Raw genomic sequence first — 21,025 nt, 5'->3', positions numbered from 1 at the left:
GCCGGGGCCCGGCCCGCAGCCGGGGCCGACGCCCGGTCCGGTGCCCGCGCCGGGGCCCGATCCGGTACCTCCGGCCCCGCCCCAGCCCGAGCCGGTCCCGCCCGCGCCGGTCCCGCCGCCGGAACCGAAGCCGAAGCCCGGACCGCTGCCGGGGCCGGTCCCGCCGCCGGCGCCCGTCACCTGAGCGGCCGGCCGGATCACTGACGTACTGGCTACGTGTTGGGCGGCGCTGCGCTCACGTCGCCCAGCGCGGAACCGGGGTCGCGCTCGATCGCCAGGTCGCCCAGGGACACGATGCCCACCGCGGTGGCGCCCTCGACCACGGGCAGCCGGCGCAACGAGTGTTCGCGCATCAGCCGGATCGCCCGGTCGACCTCGTCGTCGGGTGTCACGGTGACCAGGTCGGGACTGCAGACGTCCCGCACCGTCGTGTCGCCGGGGTCCTTGCCCTCCGCGAGTACGCGTACGACCAGGTCCCGGTCGGTGACCAGCCCGCGCAGTTCGTCGCCGTCCGCGACCAGGACCGCGCCGATGTTCTCCTCGCGCATCCGGTGCGCGACCTCGCTCACCGCCGTGAGCACGCCCACGGTGGCGGGGGTGCTCGTCATGATCTCGCGAACCTTCTGACCCATCGGGTCCTCCATCGGACGGGCGGCTGTCGCCGCAGCCCCCACTGACCGTCCGGGTACCCCTGCGCGCCCCGCCCAAGCGCCCGTGATTCTCCCGCCCGGCGCCGGGCACCCGTATGTCTCTCGATGGTTCGACACGTGAGACGGGGTGAACGCCGTGCCCGGACAAGAGGAACTTCCGTCGACCCTGGAGCGGTCCGCCGAGGAAGCGCAGCGGACCTGGATCAAGGCGCACGACTCCGCCGTGGAGGAGTACGGAGAAGGAGAGCGCGCCCATCGCGTGGCCTTCAGCGCGCTGAAGCACAAGTACGAGAAGGTCGGGTACCACTGGGAACGCAAGGAGAAGGGCCGCAAGGGCCCGTCCGACCCCAGAGCGGCCCGGCCCCGGCAGGGGGGCGGGCGCAGCGGCGAGGGCGTCGACGAGCAGGCGTCGAAGCAGCACCTGTACGACGTGGCCGGGCGGCTGGGCATCCAGGGGCGCTCTCGGATGAGCAAGCCGGAGCTGCTGGAGGCCATTCGCAAGGCGAACCGCTCGGAGACCCGCAGGGCCCGGATGTGACGTAACGGATTACTCGGTTCAATTCGGGCACTCGCCCGGTATGAACACATCACACAACCCGGATCCCGAGCCGGACCGGACCACGGGTCTCGAACCTGGCGGTTCGGTGCCTCCCGGTGAGACGCCGCCCGGCGAGGCCAGCACCAGTTCGGGCACCGGCCCCCGCGTCGAACCGCCGCGCGGCTGGGCCAAGGGTCCGCTGATCGCCATCGGCGTGCTCGTGGTGCTGATCGCGGCCTTCTTCCTGGTGTACACGGTGCTCATCTGACCGCTGCGGCATGCGGGACTTCCGTACGGGACCCACCTGCGGGACGTCCTCGCGGAGCCTCAGGGACGGCGCCAGGAGTCGCCGTCCAGGTGGGAGCCCGCCATGGGCCCCATGCGCAGCATGCCGCCGTCCACCTGCCACGAGGCCCCCGTGACGTACGAGGCGTCCGGGCCTGCGAGGAAGGCGATGACGGCGGCGACTTCCCGGGCGTCGCCGGGACGCCCCAGGGGAATGCCGGGGCGTACCTCGGTACGTACGTCCGTGTCCTCCTGGCCGGTCATCGGCGTGGCGATCTCGCCGGGGGCGACAGCGTTGACCGTGATGCCGTACTCGGCCAGCTCCAGCGCCATCACCTGCGTGAGCAGACCGAGGCCGCCTTTCGCCGCGCAGTAGGGCGCGGCGCCGACGCGCGGCGCGCTCTCGTGGACCGAGGTGACGTTGACGATCCGCCCGCCGTCCCCCTGCCGGATCATCCGGTGCGCCGCGCGCTGACCGCACAGGAACGGCCCGATCATGTCCACGTCCACGACCTCCCGGATCTCGGCGAGACCCAGTTCCAGGAAGGGGGTGGCGGTTCCCGTACCCGCGTTGTTGATCAGGACATCGATCCTGCCCAGCTCCTCTGCCAGCCGGTCGACCACATCGGCCGCTTCGGGCAGCCGCGTGAGGTCCATGGCCGCCACCGACGCCCGGCGTCCGTAACCGCGCACCTCCTGCGCCGTCTCCTCGGCGCCCCTGCGGTCGGTGTGAAACGTGATGCCGACATCCATGCCCTGGACGGCGAGCCGGACGGCCGTGGCGCGCCCGATACCCGAGTCCGCGCCGGTGATGACGGCGACGGGCGTTGCCGCGTGTCCTGCGACGTGTGCGCTGGGCGCACCGCCTGCGCTGCTCGCAGGTCCTGCGTTCCCGGGGATGCCGGACATGGGACGGCCCTTTCGTGAGAGTGCGGCGACGGCGGGATCAGGGCCAGGACGGTTCCTTGCGCGGTACGACGACGAGTTCCGACACGGCGCTGCCGGACGGGACGGACAGCGCGTACAGCACCGTGTCGGCCACGATGTCCGGACTCTGGAGCATGGAGACATCGGCGTCGGGGAAGCGCTCCATGATGAACGGCGTCTCCATGCCGCCCGCGATGATCCCGGTGACTCCGATCCCCGGGCAGTCCCGCTGGGCCTCCTTGAAGAGGGTGTGCGTGAACGCGCGCAGCCCCGACTTGCCCGCCGCGTAGGGGCCGGCCTCGGTCCAGGTGCGGTTCGCCGCCGTGGAGAGGATGTTGACGATGTGACCGCCGCCCCGGGCGACCATGCGGCGGTACGTCTCGAGGCACAGGTACATCGGCCCCAGCAGGTTGGTCGCGACGACCCGCGTCACCTCGTCGGACGTCAGGTGCTCGATGGGCTTGGAGACGTCCACGGCCGCGTTGTTGACCAGGATGTCCACCGCCTGGCCTTCGGCTTCCAGGTCCTTGAACACCTCCGCGACGGCCCCGGCGTCGCGGACGTCCAGCTCCACGAAGCGCGCGTCGCCGCGCCCCGCCGCCGCCAGTTCGTTGCAGAGGTCCCGGGCCAGGTCCTTGCGCAGGTCCGCCACCAGTACGGACGCCCCCGCCCCGGCCAGCGCCCGCACGATCGAGGCCCCCAGTCCCCGCGCCCCGCCGGTCACCAGTGCCTGCCTGCCGTGAAGGTCGACCCGCACTCCGCTGTCCATACCGCTGCCTTCCGTTGCCTGCCGCCGTTCTGGACGGGAGAGGTGCGCGCCGGGCAACCGCTCCGTTTCTCACTGTGAGCCCCGCTCAGTGGTCCGGCACGCCGGACTACGCCGCCGCGCGGGTGCCCGACGCTGTGGTCGCCCTCACGCCCGGGGGCCCGCTGGTGGGGGTGGCGGGGCCGTGGTCCGGTGCTTGTGAGCAAGCCCACCAGAAGTACCGGATCCCTTACGGGCCAAGGGGTCCCGCCCTCCGGTGACCGTCGTGGAATGCGTTCCCGCCCGCACCGGCCGGGCCCTTCTGCCACGATGGTCCAGGCCGTGCCCCGGACGGACTCCGCGCCTCAACAGGCGTCATGAGTACGCCGACGAGCGGCACAGCCCAGCCAGACCCGGTGGAGCGGCCGCGCAGAGACGCCGGTTCCCTGAACTTCACCGTTCCGCGTTCCTCCACCTGAGCCACGGCTCGTCTCCGAGTGACTCACTGTGTCTTCCATGCCCGCGTGTCCCGCGCCCGCCCCTGCCCCCGCCCCCGATGCCGCCGCGCCCGTCCGCAGGACGCGCTTCGGCCTCCCCGTGAAGAACCGTGCGGACGACCATTCGCCGTGGCGTTCCCTGAAGTACCGCAGCATGCGCTGGTGGTCGGTGGCGAACTTCGTCTCCAACGCCGGTACCTGGATGCAGCTGACGGTCCAGAACCTGCTGGTGCTCCAGATCACCGGGTCGGCGGCGGCGACCGGACTGTCCATGTCCGTGCAGGCGGCGCCGGGTCTGCTCATGAGCGTCGCCGGCGGGGCCGCCGTCGACCGGTGGCCCCGCAAACTGACCGCCGCCGTAAGCCAGGGGCTGCTCGGCGCGGTCGCGTTCCTGACGGCCGTCCTGGTCGCGACGGACCAGCTCAACCTCGCGGTGCTGATGACGCTTGCCGCGGTCACGGGTCTCATCGCCACGGTCGACGGACCGGCGTGTTCGCTGCTGGGCAACGATCTCGTCCGTACGGAGGACGTCCCCTCCGCCATCGGTGTGGGCTCGCTCGTCCACAACGCGGGCCGGCTCGCGGGCGCCGCTCTGGCCGGTATCACGGTGGGCTTCCTCGGTACGGCGGCCGCGTACGCCGCCAACGGCCTGTCCTTCCTCTTCGTGGCCGCCGTCATCCCCTTCCTCCGCCCGGTGCACCAGGCCGTCCGCAGGGCCGGGGCCACCCCGAAGACGCCTGCCGCCGTGCCGGCCGGCGCGAAGGGCGCGCAGGACGCGGACGGCGCGGACAGCGCGGACGACGACATGACCGTGCGGCAGGGCGTCGTCTACTTCATGCGCCGCCCCCGCCTGGTGGCCCTGGCGGGCATCACCGGGCTCAGCGCGGTCTTCGGGCGCAACTACGGGCTCACCCTGGCCGTACTCGTCACGGGGCCCCTCGCGGGCGGCGCCGGGGCGTTCGGCACCGTCTCCACCGTGCTCGCCGTCGGCGGCATCATCGGCGCGGTCCTCGGTGCCCGGCTGCGCAAGCCCTCCGTACGGCTGGTGGGCACTCTGGCGGCGGTCGGCGCCCTGCTCCAGGCCGTGGCGGGATTCTCGCCGTCGCTCGCCGTGCTGCTGGTGCTCGTGCTGCCCATGGCCGTGGTCGAGTCGGTCTCCGACACCGCCGGCACGACCGTTCTCCAGACCGACCCGCCCGCCCACATGCGGGGCCGTGTCCTCGGTGTGTGGGGCACCGTCAAGACGTCGTGGGGTCTGGCCGGACCGCCGGCGCTCGGGCTGCTGATGGAGCTGGCGGGGGCGCGTGGCGCGCTCGTCTCCGGTGGACTGATCATCGCCGGTGCGGTCGGTGCGGGCTTCGTGTTCCGCCGCCGCCGGACGACGGCGACCGTGGTCCTGCGCACGGAGCGGCATCCGGTCCCGGCCGGGCAGCCTGCCCTGGGCACGGCGGCCTGACGCGCGCCCCGGGGAACACCCCGGCGCGCATCTTCCGGGGCGCACCGGTTCGAACGCACACCTACGGCCGGCCGACCCGCCGCTGCCCGCATCCGCCGGGTGGCGGCGGGTCGGCCGGCAGCGGTTCACGACGACCTCTCCAGGAGCCGGATACGACGCTCCACCCGTGACGGCACCCGGCGCCGCCGGGCCAGCGCGGCAGGCAGCCGCCGGGCCGTGTAGGCCAGCGCGAGCCTCGCCTGCGGGTCGCCGCGGCTGTCCAGGGCCAGCCGCACCGACCGGGCCAGGGCCTGCCGCAGCGGCCGGCGCAGCCACGCGGTGAGCAGCTCGTTGCACCGCGTCCGGGCCGCCCGGCCGGGGCGCTCCTCCTCGTCGGGATCGTGGCGGGCCACCACGGCGGGGCAGTGCGCCACTCCCCAGCCGTGCGCGTCGAGGTCGATGGCGAGCAGTTGCTCCTCCCCGCCGACCCCCAGCAGCGGATGGAACCCGCCCACCTCCAGGAACGCCGACCGCCGCACCACGGCCGCGCAGGCGAGGAAGCCGAGGACGGAGCGGCCGGGCAGGTCCGGTTCCTGGCCCAGTGGTGAGTTGCGCAGCGCCTCGTTGAGCGGATCGGGGCTCGCTTGCCGACCCACGAGCGTGGCGGCGGCCACCAACCCGAGCCGGGGGTGGCTGTCCAGCAGGTCGGCGGCCCGGTCGAGGGCTCCGGGCTCCCACCACGAGTCGTCGTCGCTGAAGGCGATGTACGGCGTGCCCAGTGCGGCGGCTCCGTACGTACGGCCGGCCGCCGCCAGGTTCCGGCCGGGCGTGACCAGGAGTACGGCGGGGTGCCGTGCGCGCACCGCCTGCGCCGTGCCGTCCGTGGAACCGTTGTCGACGACCGCGACCGGTGGCCTTTCCGGCAGCGCGGCCAGGCGGTCCAGGGTGCGCAAGAGGCTCGTACGCCGGTTCATGGTGATCACCACGATGCCGGTCCTGGGCCGGTCCGGGGGCTGCTCGCTCACCACGGCACCGGTCCGTGACCGGTCCACGGCCCCGCCGCTCACCACGACCCCTCCGGGACCAGCGGACGGCCGGCCCGCGTACCGAGGCCCGGCTCCGGCAGGGTGCGTACCGCTTCGACGACCTCCTCGACGGTGATCCGGAGCAGCCGTTCGTCCGGCAGCGGACCGTGGGCGTCCCCGGGGCGCGGCGAGGCGTCGCCGCCGGGATGCCACAGCACGCGGTGGCGCGGGCGCGCGGGCGGCCCCCACAGACGCGGGGCGACGGGGCCGAACAGGACGACCGACGGGGTGCCGAGCGCGGTGGCGAGGTGGGCGAGCCCGGTGTCGCCGACGACCACGCAGCGGGCCCCGGCCACGAGTGCGGCGAGCCGGCCGAACGGCACATCACCGGCGCCGCCCTGTACGGCCTCCGGCGCCAGCCCCGCCTCCGCCGCCACGTGCCGGGCCAGGGGCCCTTCGCCCGCGCCGGCGGTCACCACGACCTCGTGGCCCGAGCGGTGCAGCGCCCCGGCCACGGCCGCGAAGCGCTCCGGGGGCCAGCGGCGGGCCGCCGCGTCGGCGCCCGGATGCACCACGACCGCGCCCGGTGCCGGGGAGACCTCCGTGGGCGGCGGGATGAACAGGTCCTGGGGGTCCGCCGGGATGCCGTACCAGTCGAGCAGCCGGCACCAGCGCTCCCGTTCGTGTTCGTCGGGCCGCCACGGGGGCCCGGCGACGGCGGGTGTCGCGGGGTGCGCGTACGCGAAGAGCCGTCCCGGACGCAGCCGCTGGAGCAGCAGGTGGCTCGGCGGGCCGTTGCCGTGCAGGTCCACGGCGACGGCGGGCGCGGGACCGTCCCAGGCCAGCTCGGCGGGTACCCCGCGCCCGGGGGCCGAGGCGGGCAGCAGCCGGTCGGCCAGACCGGTCGCCGCCGCCGCGTCGGCCAGCCGTCCGGGCGCCGCCAGCACCACCTCGTGTCCGGGCAGGGCGCGCCGCAGCGCGCGCAGGGCGGGCACGGCGGTCAGCAGATCGCCCAGCCCGAGCGCCCGCAGCACCAGCACGCACGGCCGTGTCGTCTCGTCCACTGGGTGCCTCTCCTCAGTCGCGTCGGTACGAAGGCCGGTCCCGGGTCAGGGCGTGGACGGCCGCACCCGTACGGCGGCCTGCGCCGCCCGGTGCGCCAGCAGCGTCGTGGAGCGGCCGACGAGGTACGGGAGTACGACCGCCTGCCCGCCCCAGGCGCGCAGCACCTCCGCCTCGGGCAGGTCCTCGACGGAGTAGTCGCCGCCCTTCACCCAGACGTCGGGCCGCAGCCTGCTGAGCAGCGCGGCCGGTGTGTCCTCCTCGAACACCGCGACGGCGTCGACGCTGCCGAGCGCCGCGAGGACCCGCAGCCGGTCCGCCACCGGGTTGAGCGGGCGGCCGGGGCCCTTGCGGCGGGCGAGGGAGGCGTCGGAGTTGACGCACACGATGAGGCAGTCGCCGATCCGCCGCGCGCTTTCCAGCAGCCCGACATGACCGGCGTGCAGCAGGTCGAAGCAGCCACCGGTCGCGACCACCGTGCCGCCGCGCGCCCTGACCCGCTCCGCGAGCGCGAACGGGTCCGTCTCGGGGCCCTCTTCCTCCGGGCCGGGCGCGGGCTCGGTCCGCCACAGCGCGGGGTTGCCCGCGCCGCCCGCCGCCACGAACGCGGCGGCTTCGGCGACGGCCCGCTGCACGGCCTCCTCCGGGAGCAGCCCGTCGGCCAGCGCCGCCGCCGTAGCGGCGGCGAAGCAGTCACCGGCGCCGCACGGGTCGCCCTGGGCGCGGTACGGCGCCGGGACGAGCATCGGAGTACCGGCGCCGGGGCGGGTCAGCAGGACGCCGCGCTCGCCCAGGGTCACCGCGACGGCCGCCGCCCGCCAGCGCTCCGCCAGGTCGCCGCCGCGCAGGGCGTAGGCCCGCAGGGACTGGCCGTCGGCGGTGCTCAGCGCGCAGGCCTCGGCGCCGTTCGGGGTGACGATCCGCGCGCCCGGCACCGGGTCGTCACCCCTGAGGTGCGGGTCCCAGACCAGCGGTGTGCGGCGGGCCACGGCCTCCAGGTGCGGGCGTACGGCGCTCGCCGTGCCGCGCCCGTAGTCGGCGACGAGTACGGCGTGGGCCTGCGCCAGCGCCACACGGACCGCGTCGTCCGGTTCGCCGGGCGTTCCGCCGCCGCGGTCGATCCGCACCAGCGGGCGGCCGCCCGCCAGTACCCGGGTCTTCACCGGCAGCGTCCCGTCGAGCGGAATCTCCACCAGCCGCACCCGGCCGCGCAGGGCGCGGCGCACCGCTCCGCTGGCCGGGTCGTCGCCGAGCGCGGTCACCAGGATCACCTCGCGGCCGCCCCGGGCGGCCAGCGCGGCGGCGAGTCCCGCGCCGCCGGGGTGGCTCTGGTCGCCGGTGACGTCGACGACGGGGGCCGGGGCGTCCGGGGAGAGCCGGGTGGCGACGCCTTCGATGTCCTCGTCGAGGAGGACGTCCCCGACGACCACCAGCGGCTTGCGCGCGGTCATGAGAGCCTCCGGTCGGCGGCGAGAGGCCGGGCCGCCGCCCGGTCCGGCGCGGGCGCCCCGCCCGCCGCGTCGAAGCATGCGCAGAGCAGGTGTACGGCGACGAGGTGGGCCTCCTGCACGGTGGCCGTGGTGCCGGCGTCGACGCACAGAAACTCGTCGGACGCCTCGGCGAGCGGGTTGGGGCCGGGCCCGGTCATCGCCCACACACGCAGTCCGGCGGCCCGGCCGGTGACCGCCGCGGTGATCAGGTTGGCGCTGCGGCCGGAGGTCGACAGGAGGACCAGGATGTCGCCGGGGCGGCCGTGGGCGGACACCTGGCGGGCGTACACCTGGTCGAACCCGTAGTCGTTGCCGATGGCCGTCACGCTGGAGGTCTCGGCGTGCAGGGCGATGGCCGAGTAGGCGGGGCGCTCCTGCCGGTAGCGTCCCACGAGTTCCGCTGTCAGGTGCTGGGCCTGGGCGGCGCTGCCGCCGTTGCCGGCTGCCAGCAGCCGGCCTCCGACGGGCAGTACGGCGGCGAGTTCGGCGCCCCACGCGGCCAGCCGTCGCAGGCTCTGGTGGCGGAAGCCGGTGAGCGCGTCCTGCAAGGACTGGCAGTGCCGGTGCGCGGCGTCGAGTACAAGGGATTCGTTCATGCTGGCCGGGCGTACCGCGTCCCGGGGGACGACGGCCGGACCCGCACCTCCTTCGGACATCGGTGCTGCGCGGTCGGTGGTCGGGAACGCCGGGCGCGGGCCCTCAGACGGCCCCCGTGACGACGGGCTGCGGGGCGAGCACCTCGCAGTAGACGGACTCGGTGGACGCCGCGACGCGCGGCCAGCCGTAGCGGCTCAGCACGCGGCGCCGGCCCGCCTCCCCGCACGCCTCCCGCAAGGCGCGGTCGTCGAGCAGTTCGCCGGCGGCGCGGGCGAGGGCCTCGGGGTCGCCGGGCGGCACCAGCCGTCCGGTGGCCGGGTCGGCGACGGTGTCGAGCTGTCCGCCCACCCCGCTGGCGACGACCGGCCTGCCGCAGGCCATGGCCTCCAGCGGCACGATGCCGAACGGCTCGTAGTCACCCGGGCACAGCACCACATCGGCGCTCCGCAGCAGCGGCGCCACCTCCGCGGTGGATACGCCGCCCAGGAAGCGCACCCGGTCGGCGACACCCGCCTCGCGGGCGATGTCGCGCAGCCGGCGTACCTCGGGGTCGTCGTCGAGCCGGTCCGCCGACGGGCCGCCGACGATCAGGAGTTCGGCGCCGGGCAGCCGGGAGAGCGCGCCGATGGAGACGGCGGCGCCCTTGCGCGGGACCAGGCGGCCGAGCTGGATCAGCCGGTGGGGATACGCACCGTCCCGGTGGGCGACCGGACCGTCCGGCGTGAACTCGGCGGTGTCGACCCCGCACGGCACGACCCTGACCTTGTCGGCGGGGATGCCCATCCGGCCCAGCTCGGCGACCTCGTCGCGGCAGGTGGCGACGATGCGGTCGCAGCCCATGCCGACCTCCCGCTCGCAGGCGATCCGGGCGGGCGGACTGGTGTCGGCCCGCCGCTGGTGGCGGCGCTTGACCGTGCCAAGCGCGTGGAACGTGTGCAGCAGCGGCAGCCGCAGTTCATGGGTCGCGTGGAGCGCGGCGAGCCCCGACATCCAGAAGTGCGAGTGGACGACGTCGGGCGGCCGTATCTGCCACTCCCTCGCCAGGTAGCGGCCGAACGCCAGCATGTGGGGCAGGAGTTCGTCCTTGGGGATCTGCTCAGGCGGCCCCGCGGGCACGTGGTGCACCTCGACGCCGGCTCGCAGTGGCACCCGGTCCGGCAGGTCGCGCGCGTCCCGCCGGGTGTAGACGGTGACGCGGTGACCCCGATCGGCGAGTGCGCCCGCAAGGCGCGCGACATGGACGTTCTGGCCGCCCGCGTCCACTCCGCCGAGGGCGGCGAGCGGGCTCGCGTGCTCCGAGACGAGCGCGATCGACAGGGCGGAGGCGTTCTTGGCGCAGCCGTCGCCGATCCCGATGCTGATGGGCCCGATGGATGTCATGAGCGCACCTCCGTCATCACGCGCTCCCAGTCGTTCAGGAAGCGTTTGAGCCCGTACCGTTCGAGTACGGACTGGCGGCCGCGCGCGCCGTCCTCGGCCGCGGCTTCCGGTTCCTCCAGGTAGTGCCGGGCGGCCCGGGCCAGCACCTCGGGCCGGGTGGACAGCGTTCCGGCGCCGGGCGGGACGGCCTCGACCGCCTCGGTGGTGGCGAGGGCCACGACCGGCATGCCCAGGTGCATGGCCTCCAGCAGGGACAGACCCAGCGAGGTCCAGCGCACCGGGTGCAGGTACAGGCGGCGCTCGGCGAGGGCCGCGTGCAGTTCGCGCTGGGGGAGATCGGTGGAGTGCAGGCGGTCGTCGGATATGCCCAGATGCCCGGCCAGGCCCTCGGTGCGCATACCGAAGACGTCCAGCGGCGTCGCCTCGGACAGGGCGGGCAGCAGGTCCGTACCGGTGTAACGGCCGCGCCTGACCGGGTCGTTGACAACGACGGCGGCGCGCGGCAGCCAGCCGGTGTACTGGTGTCCCGGATCGACGATGCCGTGCTCGATCACCTCGGTGCGGGTGGAGCCGTTGTCCCAGAACAGCCGGTTGAAGTGCGTGACGTGGACGAGCGTCAGGTCGTCGCGGTCCGCGTACGGGTGCCGGGTGTCCGGAACGTTGCCGTCCGGCGCGTTGTGCTCCAGATAGACGGCGGGCACGTCACGGCCCGGGCGGCGCCCGCCCAGCCAGCGTTCGGCGAGTTCGAGCTCGTGCGGCCGCTGGAGGACGACGAGGTCGACCTGGGTCTCGCGCAGCTGTTCGGGTGTCACTTCGTGTACGGAGTCGGGCCAGGTGAAGGTACGGGCCCGGCCGAGGCCGTCGGGATCCCGGGAGGGGGTGACGGGAACGAGATAGGTGTGCGGCCCCTGGACGAACGCCGTGGTCCAGGAACCGTGTACGTGCCACAGCAGGATGTTCATGCGGTCGCTCCTCCTCGTTGCTTCTCGGATACGCCGCCCGGCACCGCCGGACAGCCCGCTTCGGTCCGCGCACGGCCGCCGAGCGCGGCCACGGCGCCGAGCACCTCCGCGTCACCGACCCCGTCGAGGCAGGGGTGCCCCGGGGCCGGGCAGCGCCGCGCCCGGGTCCCGGCACAGGGCGCGGTCTGGTCACCGAGCAGCACGTGGGGTACGCCGTACGGGCCCCAGCGCTCGGCCGGTACGACCGGCGTGAACAGCGAGGCCACGGGGGTTCCCACGGCGGCGGCGAGGTGGGCGGGGCCGGTGTTGCCGACCACCGCGACGCTCGCTCCGGCGAGGACACCGGCCAGCTGGTGCAAGTCGGTGGCGCCGCCGAGGTCGAGGGCGTGGTCCGCGGCGACTTCGGCGGTCAGGTCCTTCTCCGCCGGGCCGCCGGTCACCACGACCCGGTGGCCGCCGGCGGACAGCGCGGCGGCGGCCCGCGCGGCGCGTGCGGCGCTCCAGGCGCGGGCCGGGACGGCGGCGCCGGGGTGCAGGACGACGTACGGGCCGGGTCCGGTCAGGTGCGCGGTGTCGGGCGGGGGGCTGATGCGCAGCGTCCCGTCGTCACCGGGCGGCAGCGCGAATCCGGCGTCCCGTGCCAGGTCGAGGGCCGCCTGGACCTCGTGCCGGTGGGGCAGCCGGTGGTGGCGCAGGTCGAGGAGCGCGCCGGGGTAGTCCTCGCTGTCGGCGGCGATCCACCGTACGCCCGCGAGTTTGAGCAGCAGGGCGCCCGGCAGCGGGCTCTGGTGGTACGAGACGAGCACCAGGGCGCGGTCGAAGCGGCGCGCCGCGACCGCCTCCAGCAGCTTGTGGGTGGCCTCGCCCGTCACCGGCGCGGGCTCGATCCCGACCCAGGGGGCGTCGTACACCAGGACCTCGTCGACCCCCGGCAGCAGCCCCGCGGCCTGTACGCCGAGCGGCCCGCACAGCAGCGCCGTGTGCGAGGAACCGGCGGCGACGGCCCGTACGGCGGGGCCGGCGAGCAGGACGTCGCCGGTGCTGTCGAGGCGGACGACGAGTGTCCGGGGGCGGGTCACGGCGCACCTCCGGCCGCCCGGCCGGCGGCGTCGGCCCGGCGGCCGTGAACGGCGCCGGGAGGCAGCACCAGCCGTACCGCGCCGAGCAGGTCGGCGGCCGTCTCGCGGGCCGCCGCGGTCTCCTCGGGGCGCGTGACCGGCGTCGGTACGAGCACACCGCGCGCGCCCGCGGCGCGGGCGGCCGCCACGTCGGCGCCGATGTCCCCGATGACGACGGTGCGCGCGGCCGGTACGCCGAGCCGGGCGCAGGCGGCCAGGACGAGGCCCGGCGCGGGCTTGCGGCAGCCGCAGCCGTCGGACGGCGCGTGCGGGCAGACCGCCCAGACCGCGAACGGGCCCAGGAGTTCCTCGGCGCGCTGCCGCACGGCTTCGACCTGGCGGCGGGTCAGCAGCCCGCGGCCGACGCCCGACTGGTTGCTCACCACGCCCACCGGGATGCCGAGGGCGCGTACGGCCTCCATGGCTTCCCGGGCCGACGGCATGAGCTCCACGCGCGCCGGATCCCCGTTGTACGGCACGTCGACGACGAGCGTGCCGTCGCGGTCGAAGAGCACCGCTCCGGGAAGACCGCCGCCCACTCCCCCGGGCTCCGGCGGCGCGTCCTGGCGGACGGGTCCGCGCGCGGGGCCGGGGCGGGCCTCCGGGGGGCCGTCGAACAGCCAGGGGCCGCTCGTGAGCCGCGCGGGCGCCGTGGGGCGGGGCGTGGGCGGGCGGTTCATGGGCGCACCCGTACCTGGACCGGCTCACGCGGGGCGCGTGGTGGTGCGGCAACCTCGTGCGTGCCGAGCGGCAGCGCCCGGTGGTACTTGATCCGGCCGCGCAGCCAGTGCCAGGTGGCGGCGGGCGGGATCAGGGCGCTGGTCAGCGCCATGGTCGCGACCTCGTCGCGGGTACGCGGTCCGGGGGCGATCCGGGCCCGGGCGAATTCGGCCGTACCGGCCAGCCACACGGCGGCGCACACACCGGCAGCGGTCCGCCGGCCGGCGGCGGCGCAGGCCAGGGCGGTCAGGGCGGCGCCCGTCACCACGAGGTGGCGGGGCAGCCGGCCGCGCGGCGCGTCGGCCCGGGTCCACCAGTCCCGGCCATGCCGCCGGTTCATCAGGACGTCGTCGGCGTTGCCCCGCTGGAGGCGTACGGAGATCATGCGGTCGGCGCGGCGGACCGGATGGACCGTGGAGCGCGTTCCCTCGTTCACCGTCCAGCCCGCCGCCAGCACCCGAAGCGCGAGGTCCGCGTCCTCCCGGAAGGCCCGCCGGAAGCGTTCGTCGAAGCCGCCGACGGCTTCGAGCGCTTCGCGCCGGTACGCCATGTCGGCGGTGATCCAGCGGGCGGTGGCCAGTCCGGCGGTGTTGCGTTCCCAGTCCGTGGGCCGCCGGTCGGCGGGGAGCGGCACGGTGATGCGGGCGGTGACCGCCGCCGTCCGGTACGTCGCCGCCGCCAGGTCCCTGGCGAGGTCCTCCGCCCAGGTGGGGCCCGGCACGACGTCGTCGTCCAGGAAGACGGTCCACGGCACGGGACCCGCCTCCCGCCAGCCCCGGTTGCGCGCCGCCGCCGGGCCCCGGGCCCGGCCGGTCACCACGGTGGTGACGGGCCGCAGGGCCTGCGGGATGTCGGCCGGCAGGGGCAGCCCGCCGGTCTCGCGGCGGTCGTCGACGATGACGACCTGCGCCGGTTTCGGCCCGGTGGCGGCGGCCAGCGCCCGCAGGCATGTGGTCAGGCTGCGGCGGCCGATCGTGGGAATGACCACGGCGTAGGCCGGAGCGCCGGCCGCCGCGTCCTCTGTGTGGGGATTCATCGCACCGCCCCGTCGTCGTACGTGTCCGAGGAGTGGAAGAACTCCCCGCGCCGGATCGCGTACGGGCCGATCGCGAGCAGGTCGACGGGCGAGGAACCGAAGCACTCCAGCGCGTCGCGCGGGTCGTCCACCATCGGCCGGCCCGCGGTGTTGAGGCTCGTGTTGACGACCACCGGCAGTCCGGTCAGCCGCTCGAACTCGGTGAGCATCCGGGCGACCAGGGGTTCCCGCGCGGGGTCGACGGTCTGGATGCGGGCGGTGCCGTCGACGTGCACGACGGCGGGGATCCGGCCGCGCCACTCGGGTGCCACGTCGTGGACGAACAGCATGTACGGGCTGGGCATCGGCCCGTCGAAGATTTCGGGGGCCCGGTCGGCCAGCACCATGGGCGCCACCGGCCGGAACTGCTCGCGCCCCTTGACGTCGTTCAGCCGCTCCAGATTGCCCGCGTGTCCGGGGTGCGCCAGCAGCGAACGGTGGCCGAGCGCCCTGGGCCCGTACTCCGAGCGCCCTTGGAACCAGGCCACGACGGCGTTGTCCGCCAGCGCCCGGGCCACGGTCGCGGCGATGTCGGCGGGCCGGTCGAACGGTACGGCCGCGGTCTTCAGCCAGGCTCCGAGCTCCGCCTCCGACCAGTCGCGCCCGAGGTCGGCGCCGGCCATGGGCTCCGGCTCGTCCCCTCGGTCGGCGGCGAGCAGCAGGGCGCTGCCCAGGGCGGTCCCCGCGTCACCGGCGGCGGGCTGCACCCACACCCGGGAGAAGGGGCCCTCGCGGGCGATCCGGGAGTTGGCGACGCAGTTGAGCGCCACGCCGCCGGCGAGGGTGAGGAGGCTGTCGTGCGTCTTGCCGTGCAGCCAGCGCACGAGGTCCAGCAGGGTCTCCTCCAGGACGGCCTGGGCGCTGGCCGCGACATCGGCGTGGTCCTGCGTCCACGGCTCGTCCGCGCCGCGCGGCGCGCACAGCTCGTGCCAGGGCACCCCCGTCGCGCGGAAGCCCCCGTCCCCGGTGGGGTAGACGTAGCGGCGCAGCTCGGGGAGCATGCGCGGGGTGCCGTGCGAGGCCAGGGCCATGACCTTGAACTCGTCCGAGGAGCGCAGGAATCCGAGGTGCTCGGTGAGCTCCTCGTAGACCAGCCCCAGCGAGTGCGGCAGGTCCTGCGCGTGGAACGCCTCCAGCCGCCCGCGGATCCGGCGTGCCGCGAGGTGCGAGGCGCGTTCACCCCGGCCGTCGAGGACCAGTACCGACGAGGTGTCGGCGTCGGAGGCGGCGAACGCTCCGGACGCGGCGTGTGCCATGTGGTGCGGTACGAACCGGACGATGCCGGGGTCGAGACCCGGCAGGGCGGCCTTGAGGAACGCGGGGGCCTGCCGGGCGTACGTCAGCCGCAGGTGGTCCCAGGGGTCGTCCAGGCCCATGGCCTCGGCGGCCCTGGCGAGTTCCGGGTCGAAGGAGTACGCCACCGCGTCCAGGTCCTGCGGGCGCAGGTTCGCGCGCTTCAGGCACCAGGCGGCGGCCTTCTCCGGCAGCTCCCAGGCGGAGAACGGCACCGGCCGCTTGCCGTGCTTGCGCCGGGAGAACCGCTCCTCCTCCGCCGCGGCGACGGTCCGGCCGTCGATGACGAGGGCGGCTGCGGGGTCGTGGAAGAGAGCGTTGATTCCGAGGATGCGCATGGGGTCCCTGGCCTTTCGGCGAAATCGGGGCGAAGCCGGGTCGCGCGGACGGGCGCGGCCGGGAGGGCGTTCGGCCGGATCAGCTGTCCACGTGGGCGCGATACCAGGCGATGGTGCGGCGCAGACCTTCTTCGGCGGGCACCCGCGGCTCCCATTCGAGCTTGTCGCGCGCGAGTGTGATGTCCGGGCAGCGCACGGCGGGGTCGTCCGTCGGCCGTTCGATGTAGGAGATCTCGGAGCTGGACCCGGTCAGCTCGATGACGAGCCGCGCCAGTTCGAGCATGGTGATCTCGGTGGGGTTGCCGATGTTGACGGGACCGCGCATGCCGTGGGCGGCCGCGGCGAGGATGCCGCGTACGGTGTCGTCGACGTAGCACAGCGACCGGGTCTGGAGCCCGTCACCGGTGACGGTGAGCGGCTCGCCGGCGAGCGCCTGGCGGATGAAGGTGGGCACGGCGCGGCCGTCGTAGCCGCGCATGCGGGGGCCGTAGGTGTTGAACAGCCGCACGATGCCGGTGTTGGTGCCCTGGGCGTCGGCCTCGGCGGTGGTGAGTGCCTCGCCGAAGCGCTTGGCCTCGTCGTACACGCTGCGCGGGCCGACCGGGTTGACGTTGCCCCAGTACCGCTCGTTCTGCGGGTGCTGCTGGGGGTCTCCGTAGACCTCGGAGGTGGAGGCGAGGAGGAAGCGGGCCCCGGCGTCGTGGGCGAGGGCCAGTGCGTTGCGCGTACCGAGGCTGCCGGCCTCCATGGTGTGCAGCGGCAGTCGCAGGTAGTCGGCCGGGGAGGCCGGGGACGCGAAGTGCAGGACGAGGCCGGGTGGCCGGCCGACGTCGAACGGCTCCGAGACGTTGGCTTCCACCAGCGTGAACCCCGGGCGGTCGAGCAGCGCGGATATGTTCTCGCGCCGGCCGGTGCTGAAGTCGTCCACGCAGGTGACGGCGGCGCCCGCGTCCAGCAGGGCCGCGCACAGGTGCGAACCGACGAAGCCGGCACCGCCGGTGACCACGGCGTGTTCCCAGTCGCGTGAGAAAGCGGTGTTCATTCGATTTCCTCCGACCCGAGGGCTTGACCTCCGATCAGAGTCGGCCACCGCGCACCGTGCGGCGCGGTGATGTGGAGCATACGAGTGATGTACGGAGAGTGAGGAGCGCGGCGCCGGCGATGCTCACGGCCGGGGATCGGTGCGACGCCGGCCCGGGCGCGCATCGGGTCCCCCCGCCGGCCGTGGACCTCACCGGCGGGCAGTCGGCGGCCGTCCTCGTCGTCCAACCGCCGTCCGGAAACCGACGGCATATCGCTTGTTCTGTGCCATGGGTCACCGGTTTCCGCTTTGTGCCCATGAATGCCTACGGTTTTCATTGGTGACAAGCGTGTGTGGCGAGGAGGGAGTGCTGGCATGGGTACACCGGACGACCTGCCTGTCCTGCGCACGCTGGACGACGTGACCCGGCTGATCGAAGGCCAGGATCATCTGTACGTGCGCTGGTCACGCGGCCCCGCGAAGGACCTGAAAGCGGTGTCGAGCAAGGACGACCTGACGGGTGTCCCCATGCCGGGGCTGAGCGCGAACTCCCTCGATGTCGAGGCGTGGTGGGAGAACCGGCCCGTCAAGGTGTGGGTGGCCCGCCGGCTGCACGACTACTCGCACCTGCCGCGCGAGAAGGGCCCGGACGTGCACCCCTGGGCCCTGCGCGGACGGGAGCGCGGCCGGGGCCCGGACAACGAGCCGCTAGTGGGGGACGTCGAGCCTGTCGGCTGGATCGACGGCCGGGTGATCGAGGAGGCCGCCGCCGAAGTGGCCCGGCAGGAAGGCGTCTGGGGCCCGCTCCGGCGCAGGTCCTGACGAGCGGTCGCGGGCTTTGCGCCATCGCGGTGACAGCTTCGGCGGGAGGCATCCGCGTACCGGGGCCGTGGCATACATCGGCGCATGAACGTGAACCCGATCGAAATGCAGAAGTCCCTCGGCGGCGTCAACTACCCCGCCTCCAAGAGGGAGATCATCGAGAAGGCGGAGAAGAACGGCGCCAAGCAGGAGATCAAGGAAGCGCTCAAGGCACTGCCGGAAAAGGAGTACGAGTCCCCGGCGGCCGTCAACCGGGAAGTCGGCAAGTAGTCCCGCACCCTGCGGCACCCGGCGGCCCGGCCGGTCCGCGCCGGCCCGGGTGTCAGGCGGTCAGCGCCGGCCCGGGCTTCAGGCGGTCGAGCAGCCGTTCGTGGTGGAGCTCGGCGACGGGGGCCAGGAGGTCCGGGTGCCGCAGGAGCGCGGCGGCCCGGCGGTCCCGTGCGTCGGGCGTGACCAGACGCCGGAACTCGACCGCCGGAGCGTCCGCCTCCGGGGACCCGGCGAGCGCGGCCACCGCGGCTGCGGCCAGCGCGGGGGCGCTGAGCAGGCAGGCCGCCCAGCTCGCCACGACCTCGTCGACCCACGTACGCCAGGCGTACGTGTCCGGGTCGTCGCCGGCGGCCGTGCCGTCGGCTCCGGAGACCCAGTCGAGCCGGGCGGAGCCTCCGGGGCCCGCCACCGAGACCAGTGCGGCGTCCATGGGGCTCGGGTAGCGCAGCCAGGCCGCCACGGTCACGGCCTGCCGCGCCTGCGCCTCACAGAGGGCGGAGTCCATCGCCCCGCCGTCCGACGGATAGGCGCGGGTCAGCCACTGAGCGGTCGCCGCTATCAGCGGGGAGAGATCTGCGGGCATGTCCGGGCCGTCCGAATTCATCGGGAGAGAAGCCCGGAACGCTACCCCCCGGCTTTCCGTACGGAAATGGCGCGCGTCACGACCGGACCGTGGTCCGCGCCACACCACCCACACAGAGGAGCAACACCATGGCACACGGCGGAGACGTCATCGCGGAATTGACCACCGACCACGACGAGGTGAAGGAGCTGTTCACCAACATCGAGGAGCTCCCGGCCGGTGACAGGCAGCGGAAGGTGTACGCCGACCAGGTCACCATGGAGCTGGTCCGCCACTCGGTGGCCGAGGAGGCGTACCTCTACCCGGCGGTCCGCAAGCACGTCCCCGGCGGTGACGCGCTCGCGGACAAGGAGCTGGAGGACCACGCCGAGGCGGAGCAGACCATGAAGGACATGGAGAGCTGCGAGGCGGACGACCCGCAGTTCGACATGCTGGTGGGCAAGCTCATGACGGAGATCAGGACGCACATCCTCGACGAGGAGGACAACCTCTTCCCCCGGCTGCGCGAGGCATGTACCCCCGAGATGCTGAACGAGCTGGGTGACAAGGTCCGGCAGGCCAAGAAGATGGCGCCGACCCGTCCGCACCCCTCCGCCCCCGACAAGCCGCCGGCGAACAAGCTGCTGGCTCCCGGGGCCGGTCTGGTCGACCGGATGCGCGACGCCCTGTCGGGCCGGGGCAAGTAGTCCTGAGGACGGCGTCCGGTGCTCCCCGGAGCACCGGACACCGAGGGCCGGTCGCGGCGCCGCGTCCGGCCTTCTGCGTGTGCGGGTCTACCTGTGCGAGGTCTACGTGCGCGGGGTCTACGTGTGCAGGGTGCCGTCCAGCACCGTGACGGCGTTCCCGGTGAGGTGCACGCGGTCGCCGCGCACCGCGGTACGGACCAGGCCCCCGCGCACGGACGCCTGGAGGCCGGTGAGCCCGTCGCGGCCGAGGCGTTCGGACCAGTACGGGGCGAGCGCGGTGTGGGCGCTGCCGGTGACGGGGTCCTCGGGGATGCCCTCGGCCGGTGAGAAGAAGCGCGAGACGAAGTCGTACGTCCGGTCCGCCCAGGCCGGGGCGGTGACGATGACGCCGCGCCGTTTCTCGCGGCGTGTCAGGGCGGCCACGGCGTCCAGGTCGGGGACCACGGCGCGGACGGCGTCCTCGTCGGGCAGGACGGTCAGCAGGTCGCCCAGGGCTCCCGTACGGAACGTGGCCGCGGGCGTGGTCCCGAGGGCCTCGGCCAGTCCTTCGGGGACGGGCGTCCGGGAGCCCGGCGCCGCCGGGAAGTCCAGTGTGATGGTGCCTTCCGCGTCGGTGTGCGCGAGGAGGGCACCGCTGTGCCTGCTGCTGAAGCGCACCGTACCGATGTGGCCGCGCTCGGTGCGGAGCACGTGCGCGGTGGCCAATGTGGCATGGCCGCAAAGGTTCGTCTCGGCGAGCGGGGTGAACCAGCGGATCGCCCAGCCGGCCTCGCCCGCACCGGGCCGCGGGAGGGCGAAGGCGGTCTCCGAGTGGTTCAGTTCCGCCGCGACCTGCTGCATCCAGCCGTCCTGTGGCCATTCCCCGGCGGGCAGGAGGCACACACCCGCCGGGTTCCCGGCGAACGGACGGTCGGTGAAGGCGTCGACTACGTAGATGCGCATGCCCGAACCGTAGCGAGTCCAATCCAGGGCCATCCAAGTCCAATTCAAGAAGAGTGGACTGTTTTTCTCGACGACCGCTGCGCCGTGGCGGGCTTCCGGCGTCAGTCCGTGGAGAGGGCCTGGAGAAGGTCGCCCACCTGCGGGTCGGGCAGGGCCCGGGCGACATCGGCCTGGGCCACGATGCCGACGAGGTCGTGGCCGTCGATGACGGGCAGCCGCCGGACCTTGTGCGACGTCATCGTGCGCAGGATCTCGCCGGCGTCGTCGTCGGCGCCGATGGTCACCGCCTCGCCCTGCGCCAGTTCGCCCGCCGTGGTCCGAGCGGGGTCCTTGCCGGCCCCCAGGACCTTCACGACGATGTCGCGGTCGGTCAGCATGCCCTTGAGCCTGTTGTCGGTCCCGCAGATCGGCAGGGCGCCGACGCCCAGCTCCGTCATCTTCCTGGCCGCGACCAGCACCGTCTCGTCGGCCCCGATGCACTCGGTACCGGGGGTCATGATCTCTCTGGCAGTTGTCACGTCTCGTCATCCCATCCTCGTGGCGGAGGGAGCCGCCCGGCGCTTC

At 74.3% G+C, this 21,025-nt stretch carries 23 protein-coding genes; 6 read left to right on the top strand and 17 right to left on the bottom strand.

Features of this window, described 5'->3' with window-relative positions; all coding sequences use genetic code 11:
- Positions 1-212: 212 nt before the first annotated feature.
- Positions 213-632 (bottom strand): CBS domain-containing protein, encoded by a 420-nt coding sequence (locus tag AS594_RS31000; protein WP_069935579.1) that lies wholly within the window; start codon positions 630-632, stop codon positions 213-215.
- Between the two features lie 154 nt (positions 633-786).
- Here AS594_RS31000 and AS594_RS30995 point away from each other — a divergent pair, with 154 nt between their 5' ends.
- Together AS594_RS30995 and AS594_RS30990 are read left to right on the top strand one after the other, a co-directional pair.
- Positions 787-1,188 (top strand): ChaB family protein, encoded by a 402-nt coding sequence (locus AS594_RS30995; protein WP_069936005.1) that lies wholly within the window; start codon positions 787-789, stop codon positions 1,186-1,188.
- 40 nt (positions 1,189-1,228) lie between these two features.
- On the top strand, positions 1,229-1,456 hold the full coding sequence (locus tag AS594_RS30990; protein WP_069935578.1) for a DUF6480 family protein: 228 nt from the start codon (positions 1,229-1,231) through the stop codon (positions 1,454-1,456).
- Between the two features lie 59 nt (positions 1,457-1,515).
- Here AS594_RS30990 and AS594_RS30985 read toward each other — a convergent pair whose 3' ends face one another.
- Both AS594_RS30985 and AS594_RS30980 read right to left on the bottom strand, forming a co-directional pair.
- Positions 1,516-2,382: an SDR family oxidoreductase gene (locus AS594_RS30985; protein WP_079144317.1), complete on the bottom strand. Its 867-nt coding sequence runs from the start codon at positions 2,380-2,382 to the stop codon at positions 1,516-1,518.
- A gap of 37 nt (positions 2,383-2,419) precedes the next feature.
- On the bottom strand, positions 2,420-3,169 hold the full coding sequence (locus AS594_RS30980; protein ID WP_069935577.1) for an SDR family oxidoreductase: 750 nt from the start codon (positions 3,167-3,169) through the stop codon (positions 2,420-2,422).
- 627 nt (positions 3,170-3,796) lie between these two features.
- On the opposite strand from AS594_RS30980, the gene AS594_RS30975 reads away from it, so the two are divergent.
- Entirely contained in the window at positions 3,797-5,098 is a 1,302-nt protein-coding gene (locus AS594_RS30975) for an MFS transporter (RefSeq protein WP_069936004.1), read from the top strand.
- Positions 5,099-5,223: 125 nt separating this feature from the next.
- Here the strand turns inward: AS594_RS30975 and AS594_RS30970 are convergent, their stop codons facing one another.
- The 11 genes from AS594_RS30970 to AS594_RS30920 all read right to left on the bottom strand — a co-directional run bounded on the left by AS594_RS30970 (position 5,224) and on the right by AS594_RS30920 (position 17,179).
- Positions 5,224-6,051, bottom strand: a complete 828-nt coding sequence (locus tag AS594_RS30970; RefSeq protein WP_069936003.1) for a glycosyltransferase family 2 protein — start codon at positions 6,049-6,051, stop codon at positions 5,224-5,226.
- Positions 6,052-6,140: 89 nt separating this feature from the next.
- A complete protein-coding gene (locus AS594_RS30965; protein WP_069930101.1) occupies positions 6,141-7,166 on the bottom strand; it encodes a glycosyltransferase family 9 protein in 1,026 nt (341 codons plus the stop codon).
- Positions 7,167-7,211: 45 nt separating this feature from the next.
- Positions 7,212-8,615, bottom strand: a complete 1,404-nt coding sequence (rfaE2, locus tag AS594_RS30960; protein WP_069930100.1) for a D-glycero-beta-D-manno-heptose 1-phosphate adenylyltransferase — start codon at positions 8,613-8,615, stop codon at positions 7,212-7,214.
- On the bottom strand, positions 8,612-9,250 hold the full coding sequence (locus tag AS594_RS30955; protein WP_069930899.1) for a D-sedoheptulose-7-phosphate isomerase: 639 nt from the start codon (positions 9,248-9,250) through the stop codon (positions 8,612-8,614). The genes rfaE2 and AS594_RS30955 overlap by 4 nt, the downstream gene beginning before the upstream one ends.
- Positions 9,251-9,353: 103 nt before the next feature.
- Positions 9,354-10,631 carry a glycosyltransferase gene (locus AS594_RS30950; RefSeq protein WP_079144319.1) on the bottom strand — a complete coding sequence of 426 codons (1,278 nt, stop codon included), beginning with the start codon at positions 10,629-10,631 and terminating at the stop codon, positions 9,354-9,356.
- Positions 10,628-11,593 carry a glycosyltransferase gene (locus tag AS594_RS30945; protein ID WP_069930099.1) on the bottom strand — a complete coding sequence of 322 codons (966 nt, stop codon included), beginning with the start codon at positions 11,591-11,593 and terminating at the stop codon, positions 10,628-10,630. The genes AS594_RS30950 and AS594_RS30945 overlap by 4 nt, the downstream gene beginning before the upstream one ends.
- Positions 11,590-12,672 carry a glycosyltransferase family 9 protein gene (locus AS594_RS30940; protein WP_079148770.1) on the bottom strand — a complete coding sequence of 361 codons (1,083 nt, stop codon included), beginning with the start codon at positions 12,670-12,672 and terminating at the stop codon, positions 11,590-11,592. Before AS594_RS30940 ends, AS594_RS30945 begins: the two co-directional genes overlap by 4 nt.
- Positions 12,669-13,391: a D-glycero-alpha-D-manno-heptose-1,7-bisphosphate 7-phosphatase gene (locus tag AS594_RS30935; protein WP_079144321.1), complete on the bottom strand. Its 723-nt coding sequence runs from the start codon at positions 13,389-13,391 to the stop codon at positions 12,669-12,671. The genes AS594_RS30940 and AS594_RS30935 overlap by 4 nt, the downstream gene beginning before the upstream one ends.
- Positions 13,388-14,467, bottom strand: a complete 1,080-nt coding sequence (locus AS594_RS30930) for a glycosyltransferase family 2 protein (protein WP_069930098.1) — start codon at positions 14,465-14,467, stop codon at positions 13,388-13,390. Before AS594_RS30930 ends, AS594_RS30935 begins: the two co-directional genes overlap by 4 nt.
- On the bottom strand, positions 14,464-16,137 hold the full coding sequence (locus tag AS594_RS30925; protein WP_069930097.1) for a carbamoyltransferase family protein: 1,674 nt from the start codon (positions 16,135-16,137) through the stop codon (positions 14,464-14,466). The genes AS594_RS30930 and AS594_RS30925 overlap by 4 nt, the downstream gene beginning before the upstream one ends.
- Before the next feature lie 79 nt (positions 16,138-16,216).
- Positions 16,217-17,179: an NAD-dependent epimerase/dehydratase family protein gene (locus AS594_RS30920; protein ID WP_069930096.1), complete on the bottom strand. Its 963-nt coding sequence runs from the start codon at positions 17,177-17,179 to the stop codon at positions 16,217-16,219.
- A gap of 354 nt (positions 17,180-17,533) precedes the next feature.
- Between AS594_RS30920 and AS594_RS30915 the strand changes: the two genes are divergently transcribed.
- Together AS594_RS30915 and AS594_RS30910 are read left to right on the top strand one after the other, a co-directional pair.
- Positions 17,534-17,980 carry a DUF6098 family protein gene (locus tag AS594_RS30915; RefSeq protein WP_069935576.1) on the top strand — a complete coding sequence of 149 codons (447 nt, stop codon included), beginning with the start codon at positions 17,534-17,536 and terminating at the stop codon, positions 17,978-17,980.
- Between the two features lie 84 nt (positions 17,981-18,064).
- The gene (locus tag AS594_RS30910; protein WP_069930094.1) at positions 18,065-18,250 is read left to right on the top strand and encodes a DUF2795 domain-containing protein; all 186 of its coding nucleotides are present in this window, start codon (positions 18,065-18,067) and stop codon (positions 18,248-18,250) included.
- A gap of 52 nt (positions 18,251-18,302) precedes the next feature.
- Here AS594_RS30910 and AS594_RS30905 read toward each other — a convergent pair whose 3' ends face one another.
- Positions 18,303-18,833, bottom strand: coding sequence for a hypothetical protein (locus AS594_RS30905; RefSeq protein WP_069933774.1), 531 nt, complete (start codon positions 18,831-18,833; stop codon positions 18,303-18,305).
- Between the two features lie 128 nt (positions 18,834-18,961).
- On the opposite strand from AS594_RS30905, the gene AS594_RS30900 reads away from it, so the two are divergent.
- A complete protein-coding gene (locus AS594_RS30900) occupies positions 18,962-19,519 on the top strand; it encodes a hemerythrin domain-containing protein (protein WP_069930093.1) in 558 nt (185 codons plus the stop codon).
- Positions 19,520-19,636: 117 nt separating this feature from the next.
- On the opposite strand, the gene AS594_RS30895 is transcribed toward AS594_RS30900, so the two are convergent.
- Together AS594_RS30895 and AS594_RS30890 are read right to left on the bottom strand one after the other, a co-directional pair.
- Complete coding sequence (locus AS594_RS30895) at positions 19,637-20,461, bottom strand: PhzF family phenazine biosynthesis protein (RefSeq protein WP_069935575.1); 825 nt, start codon at positions 20,459-20,461, stop codon at positions 19,637-19,639.
- A 101-nt stretch (positions 20,462-20,562) separates the two neighbouring features.
- Positions 20,563-20,979, bottom strand: coding sequence for a CBS domain-containing protein (locus AS594_RS30890; protein WP_176733081.1), 417 nt, complete (start codon positions 20,977-20,979; stop codon positions 20,563-20,565).
- Positions 20,980-21,025 lie beyond the last annotated feature (46 nt).

Origin of the sequence: Streptomyces agglomeratus, assembly GCF_001746415.1 — a bacterium.
Lineage (GTDB): Bacteria > Actinomycetota > Actinomycetes > Streptomycetales > Streptomycetaceae > Streptomyces > Streptomyces agglomeratus.
This window is presented reverse-complemented; position numbering and strand designations above follow the sequence as displayed.

What these genes read in the sequence shown, in the direction of transcription:
- AS594_RS31000 (WP_069935579.1), bottom strand. Translation starts at nt 632, where the DNA reads ATGGGTCAGAAGGTTCGCGAGATCATGACGAGCACCCCCGCCACCGTG.
- AS594_RS30990 (WP_069935578.1), top strand. Translation starts at nt 1,229, where the DNA reads ATGAACACATCACACAACCCGGATCCCGAGCCGGACCGGACCACGGGT.
- AS594_RS30985 (WP_079144317.1), bottom strand. Translation starts at nt 2,382, where the DNA reads ATGTCCGGCATCCCCGGGAACGCAGGACCTGCGAGCAGCGCAGGCGGT.
- AS594_RS30980 (WP_069935577.1), bottom strand. Translation starts at nt 3,169, where the DNA reads ATGGACAGCGGAGTGCGGGTCGACCTTCACGGCAGGCAGGCACTGGTG.
- AS594_RS30975 (WP_069936004.1), top strand. Translation starts at nt 3,797, where the DNA reads ATGCGCTGGTGGTCGGTGGCGAACTTCGTCTCCAACGCCGGTACCTGG.
- AS594_RS30970 (WP_069936003.1), bottom strand. Translation starts at nt 6,051, where the DNA reads ATGAACCGGCGTACGAGCCTCTTGCGCACCCTGGACCGCCTGGCCGCG.
- rfaE2 (WP_069930100.1), bottom strand. Translation starts at nt 8,615, where the DNA reads ATGACCGCGCGCAAGCCGCTGGTGGTCGTCGGGGACGTCCTCCTCGAC.
- AS594_RS30955 (WP_069930899.1), bottom strand. Translation starts at nt 9,250, where the DNA reads ATGAACGAATCCCTTGTACTCGACGCCGCGCACCGGCACTGCCAGTCC.
- AS594_RS30950 (WP_079144319.1), bottom strand. Translation starts at nt 10,631, where the DNA reads ATGACATCCATCGGGCCCATCAGCATCGGGATCGGCGACGGCTGCGCC.
- AS594_RS30945 (WP_069930099.1), bottom strand. Translation starts at nt 11,593, where the DNA reads ATGAACATCCTGCTGTGGCACGTACACGGTTCCTGGACCACGGCGTTC.
- AS594_RS30935 (WP_079144321.1), bottom strand. Translation starts at nt 13,391, where the DNA reads ATGAACCGCCCGCCCACGCCCCGCCCCACGGCGCCCGCGCGGCTCACG.
- AS594_RS30930 (WP_069930098.1), bottom strand. Translation starts at nt 14,467, where the DNA reads ATGAATCCCCACACAGAGGACGCGGCGGCCGGCGCTCCGGCCTACGCC.
- AS594_RS30925 (WP_069930097.1), bottom strand. Translation starts at nt 16,137, where the DNA reads ATGCGCATCCTCGGAATCAACGCTCTCTTCCACGACCCCGCAGCCGCC.
- AS594_RS30920 (WP_069930096.1), bottom strand. Translation starts at nt 17,179, where the DNA reads ATGAACACCGCTTTCTCACGCGACTGGGAACACGCCGTGGTCACCGGC.
- AS594_RS30915 (WP_069935576.1), top strand. Translation starts at nt 17,534, where the DNA reads ATGGGTACACCGGACGACCTGCCTGTCCTGCGCACGCTGGACGACGTG.
- AS594_RS30910 (WP_069930094.1), top strand. Translation starts at nt 18,065, where the DNA reads ATGAACGTGAACCCGATCGAAATGCAGAAGTCCCTCGGCGGCGTCAAC.
- AS594_RS30905 (WP_069933774.1), bottom strand. Translation starts at nt 18,833, where the DNA reads ATGCCCGCAGATCTCTCCCCGCTGATAGCGGCGACCGCTCAGTGGCTG.
- AS594_RS30900 (WP_069930093.1), top strand. Translation starts at nt 18,962, where the DNA reads ATGGCACACGGCGGAGACGTCATCGCGGAATTGACCACCGACCACGAC.
- AS594_RS30895 (WP_069935575.1), bottom strand. Translation starts at nt 20,461, where the DNA reads ATGCGCATCTACGTAGTCGACGCCTTCACCGACCGTCCGTTCGCCGGG.